Here is a 16,060-nt window from a genome sequence, read left to right as displayed (position 1 = left end):
CCCTAGGGGAACGGATGCGGGTGGAGCGGGAGTTCCCCGTGCCGCAGCGGGGCCGGGGCCCGGCCCAGCCGGTGGGGGACCTCCAGCAGCCGGGGCAGCCCCAGGGTGCGCCGGTTGACGTGCCCGAACGTCATCGGCAGCGCGCCGGGCACCACGGCCTTCGCCGCGTACAGGCCGAGCCGCTCGCGGACCCCGGCCTCGTCCTGCCCGACCACGACCACCTCCAGCCCTTCGCCGGACAGCCGCCGCACCGTCGCGTCCAGCAGCCCGGCCAGGTCCCTCACCGGCTCCGGCGCCCCCGGCCAGGCCTCCTGCCAGGGCGTCGGCCGGTCGTCGCCCGCGAACAGGGGGTCCAGCCTCGGCCGGGCCTCCGGCAGCGCGTACAGGGCGGTGTGGTCGGACAGGGTGACGACCAGGTCCGGCCGTTCCAGCATCGGCCGCAGGCGGCGCGGATCGCAGGTCGCGGGTTCCGCCCGCAGCCGCTGTGCGGCGTTGAACACGTTGGTCACCGCCTCCACCGCGGCGGAGCGGATCGCGGCCCGCGGGTCATGGTGGGCCCCGGCCGCCACGAACACCTGCGGCGCCGCCGACCGGGGATCGCGGTGCCGGGCGACCGCCACGACGGCCGGGACGCCGAAGTCGTTGGTCGCGTCGAGCAGGGCGAGTTCGTATCCCGCCAGCTCCGCCCGGTCGGCGAGGTGCAGCACCTCCGGGTCGTCCCGCGGCAGCGCGATCCGCCGCAGCGGGGTCCGCGCGTACCAGGCCATCAGGAACGCGTCGCGCTCCGCCACCTCGAACAGCCCGTACAGGGCCGCCTCCTCGGGGCTGTTGCCGAGACCGCAGCCGCTGGAGCACTCGTAGACCACGCGCGGCCGGCCCGGGGCGGGGTCCCAGTAGGCGACGTGCTCGGGCACGGCGACCGGACGCGCGCGGGTCAGCGACCAGCCGTGCACCCAGTCGAGTTCCAGGTCCGGGCCGTAGGGGACGGTCGCCGAGGCCGGATGGCCGTGATGGGCGGGATCGGGCAGCCCCAGCCGCGCCGGGTCCAGGGCCCGCTCCGGCCCCAACTCGGCGTAGGCGGCGCGCAGTACGGTGCGGTGCCCGAGCGGGCTCATCCCGGTGAGCCGCTCGACGCCCTCGAAGAGCGCCACCCGCTCGCCGGCGTCGAAGTCGGCCGCGCGGCCGTAGCCGCCGTCGGGGAGCTCCCGCCCCTGGGTGACGTAGGCGCTGGTGAGGCAGGGCACGGAGTCCTCGGTGCGGACCACCCGGCGGACCGGGCCGAACCGCTCGTCGCACAGCTCGGCCCGCAGACCGGCGAGGGACGTGCGGTCGTTCGCACCGCGCAGCACCCCCGGATCCGGCAGCGGCGGAGTCGGCCGGGGCGGCCGGGCCGCCTCCGCCGAATCCTCGGGCAGCGGCAGGCACACCGCGCAGCCGCCGACCGGCCGGAAGCGGTGGGCGGACCAGCCGGCGCGGCCGCTGTGCACGACGCGCAGGGCCGCACCGGCCCCCGGGGGCGGGGCGGGCTCGGCCGCCAGTTCGGCGGCCAGCGCGGCGACGGCGTCCACCAGGGCGGGGGAGGGGCGGCCGGCGAGCCGCAGCCCCGGACTGTGCCACGGGACACGGCCGCCGATGGTGGCGAGCCGGCGGTACTCCGTACAGGACAGGCAGCCCACCGCGCCCGGCCGCAGCACCGGGCCGACCACCGTGAGCGCCCCGTCGCCGCGCACCGGGACCAGGGCCACCGGGTGGCGCAGCGCGTGCCGCGACAGGGCGGCGGCGCTCTCCAGGTCCCAGTCGTCCAGGACCACGACGGCCCGACCGGCGGTGGTCCGGAGCGCGGCCGCGGCATCGAGGACGGTCAGCCCGAGTGCGGCGAGGGCCGCTCCGAGCGGGGTCGCGGTGACGGGTGGGGCCGGCGGGGTCATCGGTGAGCCCCTTCCCTGTCGTTGACGTTGACGTTGACGTTGACGTTGGCGTTGGCGGAGACGGAGACGGCGGCCGGGCGCACGCGGGCGTCTTGGACCCCGAGCACGGTGAACCCGCAGCCGCGCAGGGCGGCGCAGAGCGTGCGCTCCTCGGGACCGGCGGGCTCCCACGCGGCCGTCCGCAGCCCCGTGAGCGCGCGCAGGACGGTGTGCAGGGCCGCCTCGCGCCGGGCGACGGCGGCCCACCAGCCCGCGGCCCAGCTCTCGTCCTCCCAGGGGGCGGGCTCCACCCCGGCCGCCGCGAGGACGCACACCTCACCCCCGGGCGAGGTGAGGTGGCGGCCGGCCGGCACCAGGGCCTGCGCCCGGACGCGCACCACCGCGGCCAGCGCGGCGAAGGCGGCGGCGTCCCCGGCCGTGGCCTCCACCGCCTGCCCGAGCAGCCGCCCGGGCCGGCCCTCGGCCGCGCGGACGTCGGCCCGGTAGGCCGTGCCGACGGCGTCCAGCGGGGTGAGGTACAGCTCCGCCCGCACCCCGAGGCGTCGCGTCAGGACGCCCCACCAGTGACGGGCCTGCGGATGCCCGTTCCCGTACGGGTCCCCGGGCGCGGCCCCCGGCGCGGGCGCGGGCAGCCGCAGCGCGGCGCGCCGCAGCGCACGCCCCAGTGCGTGACCGGGGCCCGCCCCCACCACCACCCCGGACCGGCCCGCCCCGCACCCCAGCTCCGCCGCACGGCACAGGGCGTCGAGCCGGGCGAGGTCGGTCCGGGCGGCCCCGGCCGTCAGCGCCCCGCCGCCCGGCGCCCCGCAGCGGGCCAGCGCGACCGGCAGCTGGGGCAGACCGCCCGCCGACGGCGCGGCCAGCACCCCCAGCCGCTCGTCACCGAGCGCGGCCACGCCGTCCAGCGCCTCGGCGAGCGTGCGCGGCGGCGGCGCCGGGTACCGGGATCCGGCGGGCCAGGGGTGGTAGGCGGCCCGCGCCGGGCGCTCCCCGGCGACCAGCACGAAGGGAAACCCGGGCCGCGGCTCCGCCACCCCCCTCCCGAGCCCCGCCCCTCCACCCCTGTCGGCCCGGCGGAGCGTGCCGGCCCCGGGGGGCGTGTCGCCCCGGTCGGTCCCGCCGGCCGGGTCGGTCCCGCGGGCCGGGTCGGTCCCGCCGCCCCGACCGGCGTCGTCGGCCCTGCTGGTCCCGCCGGCCCCGTCGGCCCCGCCCGTCCCGCGGGCGCGGTCGGTCCCGCCGGAATCCCCGTCGCCCTCCGCCGCCGGATCCGGTAGCCCGGCCAGTGCGCACAGCAGCCGTTGGACGGCCGCGCCCGCCACCAGGGCGGTCAGTGCCGCGGACGGAGGGGCCGGAGGCGGGGGCTGCCGGTCGGGTCCGAGCCGTTCGGCCAGGGCCGCCGTGTCCGCCGCGGCCCGGGCGGGGTCGCCGGCCGGGGTGGCGAAGGCGCCGCCGGCGTGGACCGCCGCGCCGACCGCCCACTCGGCCCCGTCGGCGCGGCGGGCGCGGACCAGCACCCGGCCGTCCCCGCCCGCCGCCGGGTCCGCGACCGGCTCGGCGGTGATCCCGGCGCGGCCCAGGGCCCGTACCGCGGCGGCGGCCAGGGCACCGCCCGGATCGGCGGCCCGTACCTCCACCCGGGATCCGGCGAGCGCCGCCGCCGCCTCGGCCGGGCGGTCGCAGACGTCGAGCAGCCAGTCCCCGGCCGGGCCGCCCCGCGGCGGCGCGGGTTCCTCGACCAGCATCCCGTGCGCATGGAGCCGGCCGATGAGGGCGCACAGCCCGGCGCGCACCGGTGAACCGGCGGCGGCGCGGGCGGAGAGTCCGGCGGCGCCACCCGTCCGGAGGGCCTCCTCCAGCAGCCGCCAGAGCGCGGGCAGCGCGGGACTGCCCTCCAGGGTGACGCTGCTGTCCCAGCCGCGCAGGTGCAGGCCGCCGGTGAGGACGCTGGCGGTGACCCCGGGCCGGAGCCGCCACCGCGCCAGGGAGTGCAGGAGGTCGGGTCCGGGGGCGCCGAGGGGGCCGGTGGACCCGTGGGCCGGCGCGGCGCTCATGAGGCGCTCCCCGCCCGGTAGGTCTCCACGACGACCTCGACGGCGCGCACCGGCAGCTCCCGGCCGCCGGGCGCGGGCAGGGCCTCCTCCAGGACCAGGCCCTCGGGGTGGCGGCCCAGCCACGGGGCGAGGCAGCGCAGGTGCAGGGCGTTGCCGAGGTCGACGAACTGCGGTTTGGGCGGCATCCGTCGGGCCGGCGCCTCCCCGTCGGCCGGGGCCGTCGCGAGCGGCGGGTGCAGGAACACCTGCTCCGGGACGCCCAGGACGGCCCGCCAGCGCGCGGCGGCCGCGAAGGGGACGGCGCCGCCGGCCGAGCCGGCGGCCAGTTCGGCGCGCAGGGCCGCCACCGTGCCCGGGGCCAGCTTCCAGCGCCGGCGCCGCAGCACGACGTGCCGGTAGCGCAGCCGGGGCGTGCGCACCAGCGGACCGCCCGGGACCTCGGTGACCGTGCGGGGCACCAGGGGGGCGAAGTCGACGACGCCCTCCGGATGGTCGTGGGCCAGGGGCGCGCTGCGGGTGGGGAGCAGCCCGGACACCAGCAGGCCCGGGTAGAAGACGTCCAGCAGCTCGCCGGTGTCCCGCAGCCGCAGGCGCACCTGGTCGGTCGCCTCGTCGTGCACGAGCTCCACGGCGGAGTCGTCCAGCGGGTCCGCCGCGTCCGCACCGTCCGTCGGCCCGGACTCCTCCGAGAGGATCTCCCCGGGCAGGAACCGCGGCTGGAGATTGGCGTTGAAGCCCTGCACCGGCCGGAACTGCACCGGCCGGGAGCCGGGGGCCACACCGCGCCCGACCCCGCGGGCGACCGCCGCGGCCGCGCCCGGGTCGAGCAGGGAGAGGAAGCGGCTCCCGGTCCGCCCCCAGCCGCCGTAGACGTGGTTGAGGGCCAGCAGGCCGCGCCGGACGTCCCGTTGCAGGAAGTGCGCGTACGACAGCGGGCGCGCCGACGCCCACCCGGGCAGCCGGGCGGCGAAGGACCGCACGAGCCCGGGCGGCAGGACCACCTCGTCGTCCGGGTCCGCAGGGGACGCGACCAGCGCGACCTCCGCCTCGAACGCGGCCCGCAGGGCGACGAGTTCGCCCGCGCGGCTCGGCAGCGGGTCCGGCCCGTCGGCGCCGGGCGGGCGGGAGGCGTCGCGGACGGTGTCCTCCCAGGCGGCGACGGTGTCCTTGCCGAAGTCCCAGACGGGGTGGCAGACACCGCCGGGTCCGTAGCGCGCGACGAACCGGTCGCGCAGGTAGCGCCGGACCAGGTGCCCCAGGTCGTACAGCTCGGCGAGGCCGGCGAGCTCGTGGAGCGCCTCGTGGTCCTCGCCGGTGAGCAGGCCCCGCGCGGCGGCCACCGGGTGCCGGGCCACGACGTCCTCCGTCAGCGGGGCGGGCGCCGGCTCGTGCGGGGGCAGCGGGCGGCCGGCCGAGGCGAGCAGGGCCGCCCAGCGCTCGCGCAGCAGGGCGAGCAGCGCGGCGCGCTCGCCCGGTCCGGCCGACCCGAACGTCCGCGTCGCGTCCGCGATCTCGTCGAGGGCGGCGGCGAGGCCGGCCTCCCCGCCCGCGCGCAGCCAGGCGGCGAGCCGGCCCAGCGGGTCCGTGTCCTGCGCCCCGACCGGGAGCACGGGGACCAGCAACCCGGTGTCCACGAGCCGCTCCACGTACGCGAGGGCCGCCGCGCGGTCCGGCGGGGCGGCCAGCGCGGCCGCGAGCTCCCCGGGTGTCACGGGGGTCCGGCACAGCTCGGCGACCCGCTCCAGTGCCCCGCTCGCCGCGACCTCGACCTCGTCCTCGGCGACGGCGACGAAGCGCCAGACCCCGGACAGGCCGCGCCTGCGGGCGAAGGCGGCCCGCCCGTCGGCGCCCGTGCGGGGCGCGCTCGTCATCCGGTGCGGCAGCCGGGCCCTCCTGGCCGGGTCGGCCAGCAGCGCCTCGCACAGCGCGGCCACCAGGCTCCGGGCGGTCCGGACGGGGTTGCCGGTCGCCCCCAGCGGGTCGCCCTCCCCCCACTCGGAGCCCGTACCCTCCGGGCCGTCCGGCAGCGGGCCCCAGCCGACCGCGGTGAACCAGGACACGGGACTGGTCCGGGTAGCGGCGCGCACCGCGTGCCGCAGGACCCCCGGCTCCTCCTTGCGGGCCCGCCGCCCGCCGGCCCCGCTCCCCGCCCGTTCGACGGCGGCCAGCAGTTCGGCGCTGGTGGCCGAGGCGGCCAGGGCGAGGGCCGGCTCACGGCACTGGGCGGCGAGGGCCCCGCGCTCGGCCGCCAGCGCGGCGGGCGCGGCCCCGGCCGCACGGGCCCGCGCGCAGGCCAGCCGGTCGCGCAGCACCAGCCACTCCCGCAGCGGCGGCACCCGCCCGGGCAGGTCGCCGAGCCCGTCGAGGAGGGCGGGCCGGGGCTCCCGCCCGTTGTGCAGGGCCCGGCGCAGCGGGAGTACCACCCCCCGGTGGAAGGAGTCGGGGTGGCCGCCGCGGCTCGCGTACAGGGCGTCGGTCAGCTCCGGCACGAGGCCGGCGAGCGCGGCCTCCAGCCGGGCCAGCTCCTCGACGCCCTCCCGGAAGCCGGCGGCCTGCGGCGACTGCGCGGGATGGCTGAGCGTCGTCGCACGGACCAGCACGTAGGGCGCGGTGCGCACGGCGCGGTCGTCGGGTGCGGGGGCTGTCATGGCGTCCCGGGTCCTTCCGGTTCGGCCTGGTCGGGGTCGGCGCGGGAGCGCCCGCCCCGCGCCCTCGTGGGGACGCCGGGGCGGGCGGCCGGCGGGGTCGGCTCAGACGACGCCGGGAACGGTCTGCACCTGCTGCATGCTGCCGTGGCAGGCACAGGCCGTGGGGATGCCGCAGGTGGCGGTGGAACAGCTCTTCGCGAAGGCCGAGACGTCGGCGGTGTCGCGCATCGAGGTGACGGTGATGTCACCGAGGTCCAGGTCGTGGGCCTCGAACAACGTGGCCGCGTCGAAATCTGCCATGGGAACTCCCCCTGATGTGGGACGACTTGGTGTGGCCGGATCAGTGAGACGGACAAGCCAGGCAACCGTAGCTCCGGGGGCGATCCGGGCGCAGCGCACGGTTTTCGACATAACGGCGTCACTCCACGTGGAACCGGGGAACCTGACCGAAACCGGCCGCGACGCGCCCCGCGTCCGGACCGGTCGCCGCCCCCCGCCGCCCGGACCGCCCGCATCCGGCCACCACGGCCCGAACCAGATGCCTGGAACATCCGACTCCGCCCGACTGCAAGGTGGTTCGCTCCTCCGAAGCGGACCTTCCCGCGAAGCGAGCCGGCCGCCCCGGCGCACGTCATCCGGGTGAGCGGGACCACCGCGCGGCCAGGCCCTCTCCGCGCACCGCGCACCCCGGGAAGTCCTTCCCGCGCCCCGGCCACCCCGCTCTCCGCGCCTCCTCCGGGAGCCGCGGCCCTCCCACCCCCCTCACCCCCCCCGGGCGGACGCACCGATGACCCCGACCGACATCACCCGCGCCATCGACGACTGGACGGTCGACCCGGCCGACGGGGCGGTCGCCGAGGAGATCGCCGACGACCTGCCGGTGGAGTTCCCGACCCTCGACGAGCAGTTCCTCGGCATCGAGAACCGCTACGCCTACGCCGTCTCCTTCCCCGACGAGCACGGCTTCGGCGGCTACGGCGTCGTCAAGTACGACCGGACGACCGGCGCCCGCCGCGTCCCTCGGGTCGGCGACGCCCGCCTGCCGAGCGAGGCCGTCTTCGTCCCCGCCGCGCACGCCACGGGAGAGGACGACGGCCACCTCCTGACGGTCGTCAGCGACCTCAAGCAGAACGCCTGGCAGCTGCTGGTCCTCGACGCCTGCGGCCTCGACCGCGTCGCCACCGTCCACCTGCCCCGCCGGGTGCCCGCGGGGTTCCACGGCTCCTGGGTCCCCGACGCCGCCTGACCGCACGGGCCGGACACGGCCACGGGCCGCCGGGGGTCAGCCGTGCCGGACCGTGAGGCCGTCCAGGGTGAGGTCGAGCAGGCGCTCGGCCTGCCGGCGGTGTTCGGCGCCCGCCGAGGTGAGGGCGATGCCCTCCAGGGCGGCGGCGAGGTCGGTGGGCCGGATGTCGGTACGGATCGTCCCGGCGGCCGCGCAGGCCTCCATGAGCGAGGCGATGGCCGCCCGGATCATCTCCCGGCTGTGGCCGTAGGGGTCGCCTCCCGTCGCGGCGATGGCGCGCAGGGCGTCGATCATGCCGTACTTGGCGGTGACGTAGTCCAGGAAGAGGCGGGTCCACGCGCGCAGGGCCTCCTCGGGCGGCCGCTGCGCGAGCAGCGCGGGGGCCGCGTCGCACAGGCGGGCCACCTCGTCGCGGTAGACCGCCTCGACGAGCGCCTCCCGGGAGGGGAAGTTGCGGTACAGGGTCGCGCTGCCCACGCCGGCCTCCGCGGCGATGCGCTCCATCCCGGTGTCCAGCCCCCGCGTCGTGAACACGCGCACGGCGGCGGCGAGGATCTTCTCCCGGTTGCGCCGTGCGTCGGCCCTCAGCGGTCGGGGCGCTCCGTCGGCCATCACTGCCCGCCTTCCTCTCCCGGGAGCCGCTCCCCGTTGCCAAACGGAGGGGTCCCCACTTAGTCTCTGCAGTAAGTGGGGAATCCCCCGCTTGTCTCCGTACTGTAGGCCGGTGCCCCGGCCCGCGCACACCGCACCCCGCACCCCGAGAGGAAGCCGGTCGCTCATGTCGGGCATCCAGGACAAGGTCATCGCCATCACCGGCGCCAGCAGCGGCATCGGGGAGGCCACAGCGGTCCACCTCGCCGAGAGGGGTGCCCGGCTCGTCCTCGGCGCCCGCAGGCCGGAACGGCTGGACGCGGTCGTGGACCGCATCAGGGCCCGGGGCGGCACGGCCGCCGGCGTCCTCGTCGACGTCACGCGCCGCGAGGACCTCCGGCGCCTGACGGACACGGCCCTCGACCGCCACGGCCGGCTCGACGTGCTGGTCTCCAACGCCGGCACGATGGCCGTCTCGCCGTTCGACGACCTCCGCCAGGACGACTGGGACGCCATGGTCGCCACGCACGTCACCGGCCTCCTCAACGGCATCGCGGCGGCCCTGCCCGTCTTCCGCCGCCAGTGCTCGGGCCAGTTCGTCAACGTCGGCTCCACCGCCGCCCACACGGTCAAGTCCCCCCAGGCGGTCTACGCCGCCACGAAGACGGCGGTGAAGGTGCTCACCGAGGGCCTGCGCCAGGAAGCGGGCCCCGACCTGCGCGTCACCCTCGTCTCGCCCGGCTTCACCCACACGGAGGGCGTGGGCAAGGGGGCGGGCCCGCTGGTCGCGGCCGAGATGACCCGCCTGCGCGACGAGATCGCGATGCCGCCCTCCGCCGTGGCCTCGGCGATCGCCTACGCGATCGAGCAGCCGCCGGGCGTCGACGTGGGCGAGATCGTCGTCCGCCCCACCGCCCAGTCCTGAGGCCCCCGCCGGCCGGCGGTCAGACCGGCGGCATCAGATCGCTCTCGCTGACGGTGTACGCGAGCGGGGGGTAGGCGAAGTCGGTCTCCCTGTTCTCGCGGCGCCGCAGCGCGTAGAACTCGCTCCTCTGCTCCTCGTCGGCCAACGCGAGGCGCGTTCCCCGGGAAAGGTGTCCGTGGCCGCCGTGGAACCGGACGAAGGTCTTCGAGGTGCGGAAGGTCACCCCCAGCCACGTGTTGTCCGCCGTCGGAACGGGCCGCTCCAGGACGATCCGGTGCCTGAGGTGCCGGTTCGAGCCGGTGGAGAACGCGACGACGCCGTGGTGGACCAGGGGGATCTCGAACCGCTCGCCCCTGGACTCCTTCGACTCGAAGACCAGCTTCCTCGGCGGGCCCGCGTCGGGGTGCTCGTAGCAGGAGAAGACGGCGATGAACGAGTCGTCGGCCAGGTCGAGGGCCTGGTCGCAATGGCTGCCCATGGTGGTGTAGGCGTTCGTGTAGCGCTCGACGAGGGCGTTGTTGAAGCCGAACGGAAGCCCCGCACGCTCCCGGACCCGCCGGGCCAGCCGTTCGTGGACCGGGCGGAAGCGCTGCGCCGGGCTGCCGTACCGGGTGGTGGTGCGGACGAGGGGCACCCCGCCGGCCTCGTCGACCCTGGTGAGCACGGCGCCTCGGCGGCCCTTGCCCACGTCCTCCCAGCGGACGGACCGGGACAGCTCCGCGAAGAGGTCCTCACCGGCCGGCAGGGCGCAGGAGACGATCCCGTCCGGGATCTCAGACGCGGGGGGCAACGTAGTCTCCCGTGTTCATGCTGAAGAGGAACTTCCCGCCGTAGTCGACGAAGGACGAGGTCCGGTTCTCCTCGGCGTACAGCCGGCGCAGATCGTCCATGCCGGCCGGGGTCGGCGGCTCCAGCCGCACCGGACCCCCGGCCGTCTTGAGGAACGTGTGGCCGTCCTCGTGCACGGCCTCGGTGTCCGAACAGCGCACCACGTATCCCAGACGGGTCGGGAGCAGGCCGGCGTCCAGCGCCGACGGCCGGATCTCGTGCGTGTACAGGCGGTTGGTGGACAACGGCACGAAGAACACCGAGCCGGGGTGGAGGGTCACGGTGAACGTCGGCGGCAGCGCGACCGCGTCGCGCTCCGCCGCCGGCTCCTTGAGGCGGAAGCGGAGTCTGGTCAGCCCGCTGATGCCCTTCACCCCGCGGTCGAAGGCGTCGCCGTCCAGGGGCCGGAGTCCGTCGAGCCGGTCGTAGAAGGTGCAGAAGGCCATGATGCCGTTGGCGGGCATGTCCTTGGTCTTGTCGGCGTGCGCCGAGATCCTGGCCTTGGACTGCCTGCGCTCCGCCGTGGCACCGGTGTTGTGGTAGATCTGGGCGAGGACGTGGTTGAGCGGTGCCTGGTCGCGGAAGACGGCGGCGGCCTCGCGGTTCAGGGCCTCGACGATGTGCGTGTCGGTCGGACGGAACCCCTCGGTCGGCCCCGAGAGGTTCGTGGAGCACCGGAGCAGGCGGAAGTGCAGTGCGTCGCCGTCGCGCCTGACGGGCGTCAGGTAGAGCCCGCTGCGGTGGGCGGTTCCGGGCTTGGTGGACTCGGTCAGGGACTGGAAGGCGTGCTCGGCGCGGATCCGCCCGAAGTGGTCGTCGCCGGGATCGAAGAAGCGGCGGTAGTACACGCCGGCGCCGTGCACGCGGAGGGGGACCCGGCCGAGGCCGACGGGGTTCCAGGGGCGGTCGCCGTCCCCGTGGCCACCGTGCGACAGCTCCCGGACGACGAACACCCGGGCCGCCGCGCGCAGTCGGCGGCCGTCGATCCCGGACGTGTCGCCGCACAGGTAGACGGTCTTGCGCGCGAGGTCGGGCGAAGCGGAGGCGAGCTCCTCCGGCGTGATCACGGATCCGAAGAAGTCCCTGACCACCTCGGTGTCCCGCAACGCCGAAGGCGCGACCAGGACGTGGTCCGCGTCCTCGAGACGGGCCCCCGCCGGCCGGCCCCGCCCGCCGCCCCCGCCCGGGGCGGTACGGGGCGTCGCCCGCGGGCGCGGGGAGACGTCGTCCATGGTGAGGCCCTTCCTGGTCCGCCGGCTGGTCGAAGCCATTGTGCGGGCAGCCCGAAGGGGCCCCGGACCGGGGGGTGCTCGTCGGCGGGCGCGCGCACCCGCCGACCGGCGGGCCCTAGCGGTGGAGCCGGCTCGGCCAGTCCTCCGGGACGCGGCCCGCGGGGCCGGGGGCCGGCTGGTCGGCGGGGTGGCCGTCCGGCGGGGCGAGGCCGGGCCCGGACTCGTACAGGGTGCCGGCGGCGTAGTCCCAGAACCAGGCCTCGCCCGGTTCGAAGCTCTGGACCAGGGGATGGCCGGTGGCCTGCCAGTGTCCGGTGGCGTGCTGGGCGGGCGAGGAGTCGCAGCAGCCGACGTGGCCGCACAGGGCGCAGCGCCGCAGGTGGAACCACCAGCCGCCCACCGCGTCGCAGTCCGCGCAGCCGGTGCCGCTGGGCGGGACGCCCGGGTCGATCCCGTCGATCTCGGTCATGCGGGCTCCTCCGCGGTCTCGTCTGCGGTGTCGGTGTCGGTGTCGGTGTCGGCATCGGTATCGGGGGCGCGGGCGGGGGCGCCGTCCGGGTTGGACCCGGTGTCCCCCTCGGGCGCGGTCAGCGGCAGCAGGACCCGGAACCGGGTGTCGCCCGGTACGGACTCCACCTGGAGGCTGCCGTGGTGCTTGTTGACCACGATCCGCCAGGAGATGTCGAGGCCGAGCCCCGTGCCCTCGCCGACCGGCTTGGTGGTGAAAAAGGGGTCGAAGATGCGGTCGCGGATCTCCGCGGGCACGCCCGGTCCGGTGTCGCGGAACTCCACCAGCAGCCGGTCGCCCTCCCGCGCGGTGCGGACCGTCAGGGTGCCCTCGCCGCCGGCGCTGCCGAGGGCGGACACCGCGTTGTCGATCAGGTTGGTCCACACCTGGTTGAGCTCCGCCGGGTAGGCCGGCACCTCGGGCAGGGTGCGGTCGTACTCCTTGACCACCCGTACCCGGGGGCCGATCTTGCCCGAGAGCATCAGGAGCGTGCTGTCGAGGAGTTCGTGGACGTCGGCGTCGCGGTGCGGGGCGCGGTCGAGCTGCGCGTACTGCTTGGCCGCGTCCACCAGGTGGGAGATGCGGGTGGTGGAGTCGTCGATCTCGTCCATCAGCAGCTCGGTCTCGACCGTGTAGTTGAGCCAGCCGATCGCCCCCGGCAGGATGTCCTCGGCCACGGTGGCCGCGACCTGCTCCAGCCAGTCCGTGTCCAGCCCGGCCTGGACGAACGCGGGCGCGACGCGCCAGCCCTCCGGGATGCCGTGGTCCTCCAGCCAGTCGGAGAGCTCGTCCTCCCGGTCGGAGGCCTCCAGCGGGCTCAGCACCGGTGCCTTGGCGACGCGTTCGGCGGTCCGCTCCTGGATCTCGATCAGCTCGGCGAGGGCCTCGCGCGAGTACGGGCCCCGGGCGATGACGGCCAGCTTGTGCCGCATCTTGCCCACCCGCTCGCGCAGCGCCGCCGTGGCCCGCACGGCCGCCGCGGCCGGGTTGTTGAGCTCGTGCGTGAGCCCCGCCGACAACGAGCCCAGCGCCAGCAGCCGTTCGCGCTGCCCGATGGCCCGCTGGGTGTCCTTCGCACCGAAGAACAGGCCCTCCAGCAGGTGCGCGGCCATCGGGAACCACTCCTGCATGATGTCCGCGAACGACTGCGCCGACAGGACGAAGAACCGCGTCGGCCCGGTCACCCGCATCGAGTTGACGTACGTCTGCGGGACCCGGTCGCCCAGGTACGCCTGCATGGCCCCCGCGTACACCCCGCGCTGCGAGGTCCGGCTCACCTCGACGTCGTCGGCGCCGACCCGCCGGTACAGGACGACCGTCCCCTCCAGCATCACGTAGAAGCAGGTGGCCGGTTCGCCCTCGGTGTACACCGGGCCGGCCTCGAAGCGCTCCACCCGCCCCTCGGCGCACAGCCTCCCGAGCTGCTCCGGCGACAGCTTCTCGAACAGGAACAGCGAGCCGACCTCCCGCGGGTCGCAGGACACTTCACGCGCGCTCATGACTGCTCCAGATAACGGTGGACGAGCATGACGGCCATGGCTCCCTCGCCCACCGCCGACGCGACCCGCTTCGCGGACTGGGCGCGGGCGTCGCCCGCCACGAACACCCCGGGGATGTTGGTCTCCAGGTGGTACGGCGGCCGGTCCAGCTCCCACTCGGCCGGCGGCCGCCCGTCCGGCGTGAGGTCCGGACCGGCCAGGATGAAGCCGTGCTCGTCGCGCAGCACCGTCCCGTCCAGCCAGTCCGTCAGGGGGGCCGCGCCGATGAAGACGAACATCCACTGCGCGTCGACGCGTTCGGTGGCGCCGGTCGCGGCGTCCCGCAGGGTCAGGCCCTCCAGGTGCCCCTCGCCGTGCGCCGCGTCCACGACGGTCCGGGGCCGCACCGCGATGTTCGGCGCCTCCTCGATCTGCTGGACCAGGTAGTACGACATCGAGGCCGTCAGCGACTCCCCGCGCACCAGCAGCGTCACCGACTTCGCGCCCCGCGCCAGGTACACCGCCGCCTGCCCGGCGGAGTTGGCGCCTCCGACGACGTACACGTCCTGCCCCTCGCAGGAGGCCGCCTCGGTGAGCGAGGAGCCGTAGTACACCCCGCGCCCGGTCAGGTCCCCGCAGCCCGGAGCGCCCAGCTGCCGGTACGTCACCCCGGTGGCCAGGATGACGCTGTGCGCGGCGACCGAGGAGCCGTCGGAGAACCGCACCACGCGCGCCGGCCCGTTGACCTCCAGCCCCGTGACCTCGCGCGCCGTGAGGATCTCGGCCCCGAACCGGGTGGCCTGGCGGCGGGCGCGCTCGGTGAGCTGTGCTCCGGAGACCCCGTCCGGGAAGCCCAGGTAGTTCTCGATGCGGGAGCTCTGGCCGGCCTGGCCGCCGGTCGCCGACCGCTCGACCAGTACGGTGCGCAGCCCCTCGGACGCCCCGTACACCGCCGAGCCCAGCCCGGCCGGGCCGCCGCCGATGACGACGAGGTCGTAGAAGGCGGAGGCCGGTGTGGTCGCCAGTCCCACCCGGGCGGCCAGCTCCGGCACCTCGGGTTCGACCAGGGCGTCCCCGGCGGCGGTGACCACCAGGGGCAGCCGCAGCCCGTCGGCCCCGGCCGCCTCCAGCAGCCGACGCCCCTCGGGCTCGTCGGAGGAGTACCAGCGGTAGGGCACCTGGTTGCGGGCCAGGAACTCCCGCACCTCGGAGGAGCGCGCCGACCAGCGGTGCCCGACCACCTTGGTGGCCGGCACCGGCCGGTGGTCGCTGGAGCGCCAGGCCGTGAGCAGGTCGTCCAGGACCGGGTAGAGCTTCTCCTCCGGCGGGTCCCACGGCTTGAGCAGGTAGTGGTCGAGGTCGACGACGTTGATCGCGTCGATGGCCGCGTGGGTGTCGGCGTACGCGGTCAGCAGCACCCGCCGGGCCCCCGGGTACACGCCGAGGGCCTGCTCCAGGAACTCGACGCCGTTCATCTGCGGCATCCGGTAGTCGGCGAGCAGCACGGCGACCGGGTCGCCCCGCAGCTTCAGCTCGCGCAGCGCCTCCAGCGCGGACTCCCCGGACTCGGCGCGCACGATCCGGTACCCGCCGCCGTAGCGCCGCCGCAGGTCGCGGGCGATGGCGCGGGACACCCCGGGGTCGTCGTCCACCGTGAGGATGACGATCCGCGCCGCGTCGCCGGCCTGTGCCATGCTCCTCCGCCCTGCGCGCCCGGGACGCCCGCCGGTGCCCGAGCGGGCTCCCGCCCATCGTAGGTGCGATCGCCCGGGGGCGCTCGTGCTTGCCATGAAGCGATTTTTGGCCGATTGGAATGATTCCAGCCCTTTGCGGCATGGCGGGGGGCAAATGCCGAATTCCGGCTTCGCGTGGGAATCGGCTCACCTAGCGTGATCGCATGAGCGAAGATCGTGTCATCCCGGTTCGGATCCTTCGGGATCTGGTGTCGAGCGAGGCGTGGGCAGGGCTGACGCGCTATCCCCGGACGTATCAGCCAGGTCGAAGGCTGTTGGAACAGGGCACTGAGGGCGTGTGTGTGCTTGCTCTGATCAGTGGTTTAGTGAAGGTGATCCGCAGGGACCGGATTGGCACGGAACGGCTGCTGGCCTTTCGGGGGCCGGGTGAAATCCTGGGTGAGATGGCGCTTCAGCACGGGGGAGGTCGACTCGCTGATGTGTGGACGATGAGCGTATGCAAAGCATCCGTCGTCTCCGCTGACGATTTCAGCCGCTTCGTACGTGACCACAAGCTGGCCGCCCCCCTCGCCCAGCTGGCCACCAACCGCCTGGTGGAGCAGACCACCGCCCACGACGGAGACGTACGGGAGCGTCTGGTCACGGCGCTGCTGCGTCTGATCGAGGTTTCCCGAGGAGAGGTCTCGTTCTCCCTCACCCGGCAGGAACTGGCACAGCACATCGGAGTCGGCCGCAAGGCCGTGGCCAAGGCCCTGGAGCAGCTCGGGCCGGGATGCGTACAGGGAGGCAAGGGGCACATCACCGTGACTGACGTCGCGGCCTTGAGGGCCGCCTTGGGATCCCCTGTGGAGGCGTGACACCCCTGTGTCCCGCGTCACGTCCGGTCTGGTCCTCGGGAACAGACCGGAAGCATGCGGACTGTGAGGCTCGG

Annotated in this window: 13 protein-coding genes; 3 read left to right on the top strand and 10 right to left on the bottom strand. The window is 75.8% G+C overall.

Annotated features, from left to right (window positions below; all coding sequences use genetic code 11):
• Positions 1–2: 2 nt before the first annotated feature.
• The 4 genes from ACIRBY_RS06020 to ACIRBY_RS06005 all read right to left on the bottom strand — a co-directional run bounded on the left by ACIRBY_RS06020 (position 3) and on the right by ACIRBY_RS06005 (position 6,927).
• On the bottom strand, positions 3–1,928 hold the full coding sequence (locus ACIRBY_RS06020) for a TOMM precursor leader peptide-binding protein (RefSeq protein ID WP_403896756.1): 1,926 nt from the start codon (positions 1,926–1,928) through the stop codon (positions 3–5).
• Positions 1,925–3,979, bottom strand: coding sequence for a hypothetical protein (locus ACIRBY_RS06015; RefSeq protein ID WP_403896753.1), 2,055 nt, complete (start codon positions 3,977–3,979; stop codon positions 1,925–1,927). Before ACIRBY_RS06015 ends, ACIRBY_RS06020 begins: the two co-directional genes overlap by 4 nt.
• A complete protein-coding gene (locus ACIRBY_RS06010) occupies positions 3,976–6,627 on the bottom strand; it encodes a lantibiotic dehydratase (protein ID WP_403896750.1) in 2,652 nt (883 codons plus the stop codon). Before ACIRBY_RS06010 ends, ACIRBY_RS06015 begins: the two co-directional genes overlap by 4 nt.
• 102 nt (positions 6,628–6,729) lie before the next feature.
• A complete protein-coding gene (locus ACIRBY_RS06005; RefSeq protein WP_366449332.1) occupies positions 6,730–6,927 on the bottom strand; it encodes a thiazolylpeptide-type bacteriocin in 198 nt (65 codons plus the stop codon).
• 487 nt (positions 6,928–7,414) lie between these two features.
• Between ACIRBY_RS06005 and ACIRBY_RS06000 the strand changes: the two genes are divergently transcribed.
• Positions 7,415–7,873: a carotenoid oxygenase family protein gene (locus tag ACIRBY_RS06000; protein ID WP_403896747.1), complete on the top strand. Its 459-nt coding sequence runs from the start codon at positions 7,415–7,417 to the stop codon at positions 7,871–7,873.
• Positions 7,874–7,909: 36 nt separating this feature from the next.
• Here ACIRBY_RS06000 and ACIRBY_RS05995 read toward each other — a convergent pair whose 3' ends face one another.
• Positions 7,910–8,485 (bottom strand): TetR/AcrR family transcriptional regulator, encoded by a 576-nt coding sequence (locus ACIRBY_RS05995; protein WP_403896744.1) that lies wholly within the window; start codon positions 8,483–8,485, stop codon positions 7,910–7,912.
• A gap of 166 nt (positions 8,486–8,651) precedes the next feature.
• On the opposite strand from ACIRBY_RS05995, the gene ACIRBY_RS05990 reads away from it, so the two are divergent.
• The gene (locus ACIRBY_RS05990; protein WP_403896742.1) at positions 8,652–9,389 is read left to right on the top strand and encodes an SDR family oxidoreductase; all 738 of its coding nucleotides are present in this window, start codon (positions 8,652–8,654) and stop codon (positions 9,387–9,389) included.
• A gap of 19 nt (positions 9,390–9,408) precedes the next feature.
• On the opposite strand, the gene ACIRBY_RS05985 is transcribed toward ACIRBY_RS05990, so the two are convergent.
• The 5 genes from ACIRBY_RS05985 to ACIRBY_RS05965 form a co-directional block, all read right to left on the bottom strand.
• The gene (locus ACIRBY_RS05985) at positions 9,409–10,179 is read right to left on the bottom strand and encodes a hypothetical protein (protein ID WP_403896739.1); all 771 of its coding nucleotides are present in this window, start codon (positions 10,177–10,179) and stop codon (positions 9,409–9,411) included.
• Positions 10,163–11,449: a hypothetical protein gene (locus ACIRBY_RS05980; RefSeq protein WP_403896736.1), complete on the bottom strand. Its 1,287-nt coding sequence runs from the start codon at positions 11,447–11,449 to the stop codon at positions 10,163–10,165. Before ACIRBY_RS05980 ends, ACIRBY_RS05985 begins: the two co-directional genes overlap by 17 nt.
• A gap of 115 nt (positions 11,450–11,564) precedes the next feature.
• Positions 11,565–11,918 (bottom strand): UBP-type zinc finger domain-containing protein, encoded by a 354-nt coding sequence (locus tag ACIRBY_RS05975; protein ID WP_403896733.1) that lies wholly within the window; start codon positions 11,916–11,918, stop codon positions 11,565–11,567.
• On the bottom strand, positions 11,915–13,456 hold the full coding sequence (locus tag ACIRBY_RS05970; RefSeq protein ID WP_403896730.1) for an ATP-binding protein: 1,542 nt from the start codon (positions 13,454–13,456) through the stop codon (positions 11,915–11,917). Before ACIRBY_RS05970 ends, ACIRBY_RS05975 begins: the two co-directional genes overlap by 4 nt.
• Positions 13,453–15,129: an FAD-dependent oxidoreductase gene (locus tag ACIRBY_RS05965; RefSeq protein WP_403896728.1), complete on the bottom strand. Its 1,677-nt coding sequence runs from the start codon at positions 15,127–15,129 to the stop codon at positions 13,453–13,455. The genes ACIRBY_RS05970 and ACIRBY_RS05965 overlap by 4 nt, the downstream gene beginning before the upstream one ends.
• A gap of 203 nt (positions 15,130–15,332) precedes the next feature.
• Between ACIRBY_RS05965 and ACIRBY_RS05960 the strand changes: the two genes are divergently transcribed.
• Positions 15,333–15,986 (top strand): Crp/Fnr family transcriptional regulator, encoded by a 654-nt coding sequence (locus tag ACIRBY_RS05960; RefSeq protein ID WP_403896726.1) that lies wholly within the window; start codon positions 15,333–15,335, stop codon positions 15,984–15,986.
• The last annotated feature ends 74 nt before the right edge of the window (positions 15,987–16,060 follow it).

Source organism: Streptomyces sp. NPDC096136 (genome assembly GCF_044763325.1).
Lineage (GTDB): Bacteria > Actinomycetota > Actinomycetes > Streptomycetales > Streptomycetaceae > Streptomyces.
Note: the sequence above shows the minus strand (reverse complement) of the source record. Positions and strands in the feature narration are given on the sequence as shown.

Bases quoted from the DNA above. Each gene is read 5' to 3' on its own strand.
- ACIRBY_RS06010 (WP_403896750.1), bottom strand. From the start codon at position 6,627: ATGACAGCCCCCGCACCCGACGACCGCGCCGTGCGCACCGCGCCCTAC.
- ACIRBY_RS05975 (WP_403896733.1), bottom strand. From the start codon at position 11,918: ATGACCGAGATCGACGGGATCGACCCGGGCGTCCCGCCCAGCGGCACC.
- ACIRBY_RS06000 (WP_403896747.1), top strand. From the start codon at position 7,415: ATGACCCCGACCGACATCACCCGCGCCATCGACGACTGGACGGTCGAC.
- ACIRBY_RS05980 (WP_403896736.1), bottom strand. From the start codon at position 11,449: ATGGACGACGTCTCCCCGCGCCCGCGGGCGACGCCCCGTACCGCCCCG.
- ACIRBY_RS05960 (WP_403896726.1), top strand. From the start codon at position 15,333: ATGAGCGAAGATCGTGTCATCCCGGTTCGGATCCTTCGGGATCTGGTG.
- ACIRBY_RS06015 (WP_403896753.1), bottom strand. From the start codon at position 3,979: ATGAGCGCCGCGCCGGCCCACGGGTCCACCGGCCCCCTCGGCGCCCCC.
- ACIRBY_RS06005 (WP_366449332.1), bottom strand. From the start codon at position 6,927: ATGGCAGATTTCGACGCGGCCACGTTGTTCGAGGCCCACGACCTGGAC.
- ACIRBY_RS05995 (WP_403896744.1), bottom strand. From the start codon at position 8,485: ATGGCCGACGGAGCGCCCCGACCGCTGAGGGCCGACGCACGGCGCAAC.
- ACIRBY_RS05965 (WP_403896728.1), bottom strand. From the start codon at position 15,129: ATGGCACAGGCCGGCGACGCGGCGCGGATCGTCATCCTCACGGTGGAC.
- ACIRBY_RS06020 (WP_403896756.1), bottom strand. From the start codon at position 1,928: ATGACCCCGCCGGCCCCACCCGTCACCGCGACCCCGCTCGGAGCGGCC.
- ACIRBY_RS05990 (WP_403896742.1), top strand. From the start codon at position 8,652: ATGTCGGGCATCCAGGACAAGGTCATCGCCATCACCGGCGCCAGCAGC.
- ACIRBY_RS05970 (WP_403896730.1), bottom strand. From the start codon at position 13,456: ATGAGCGCGCGTGAAGTGTCCTGCGACCCGCGGGAGGTCGGCTCGCTG.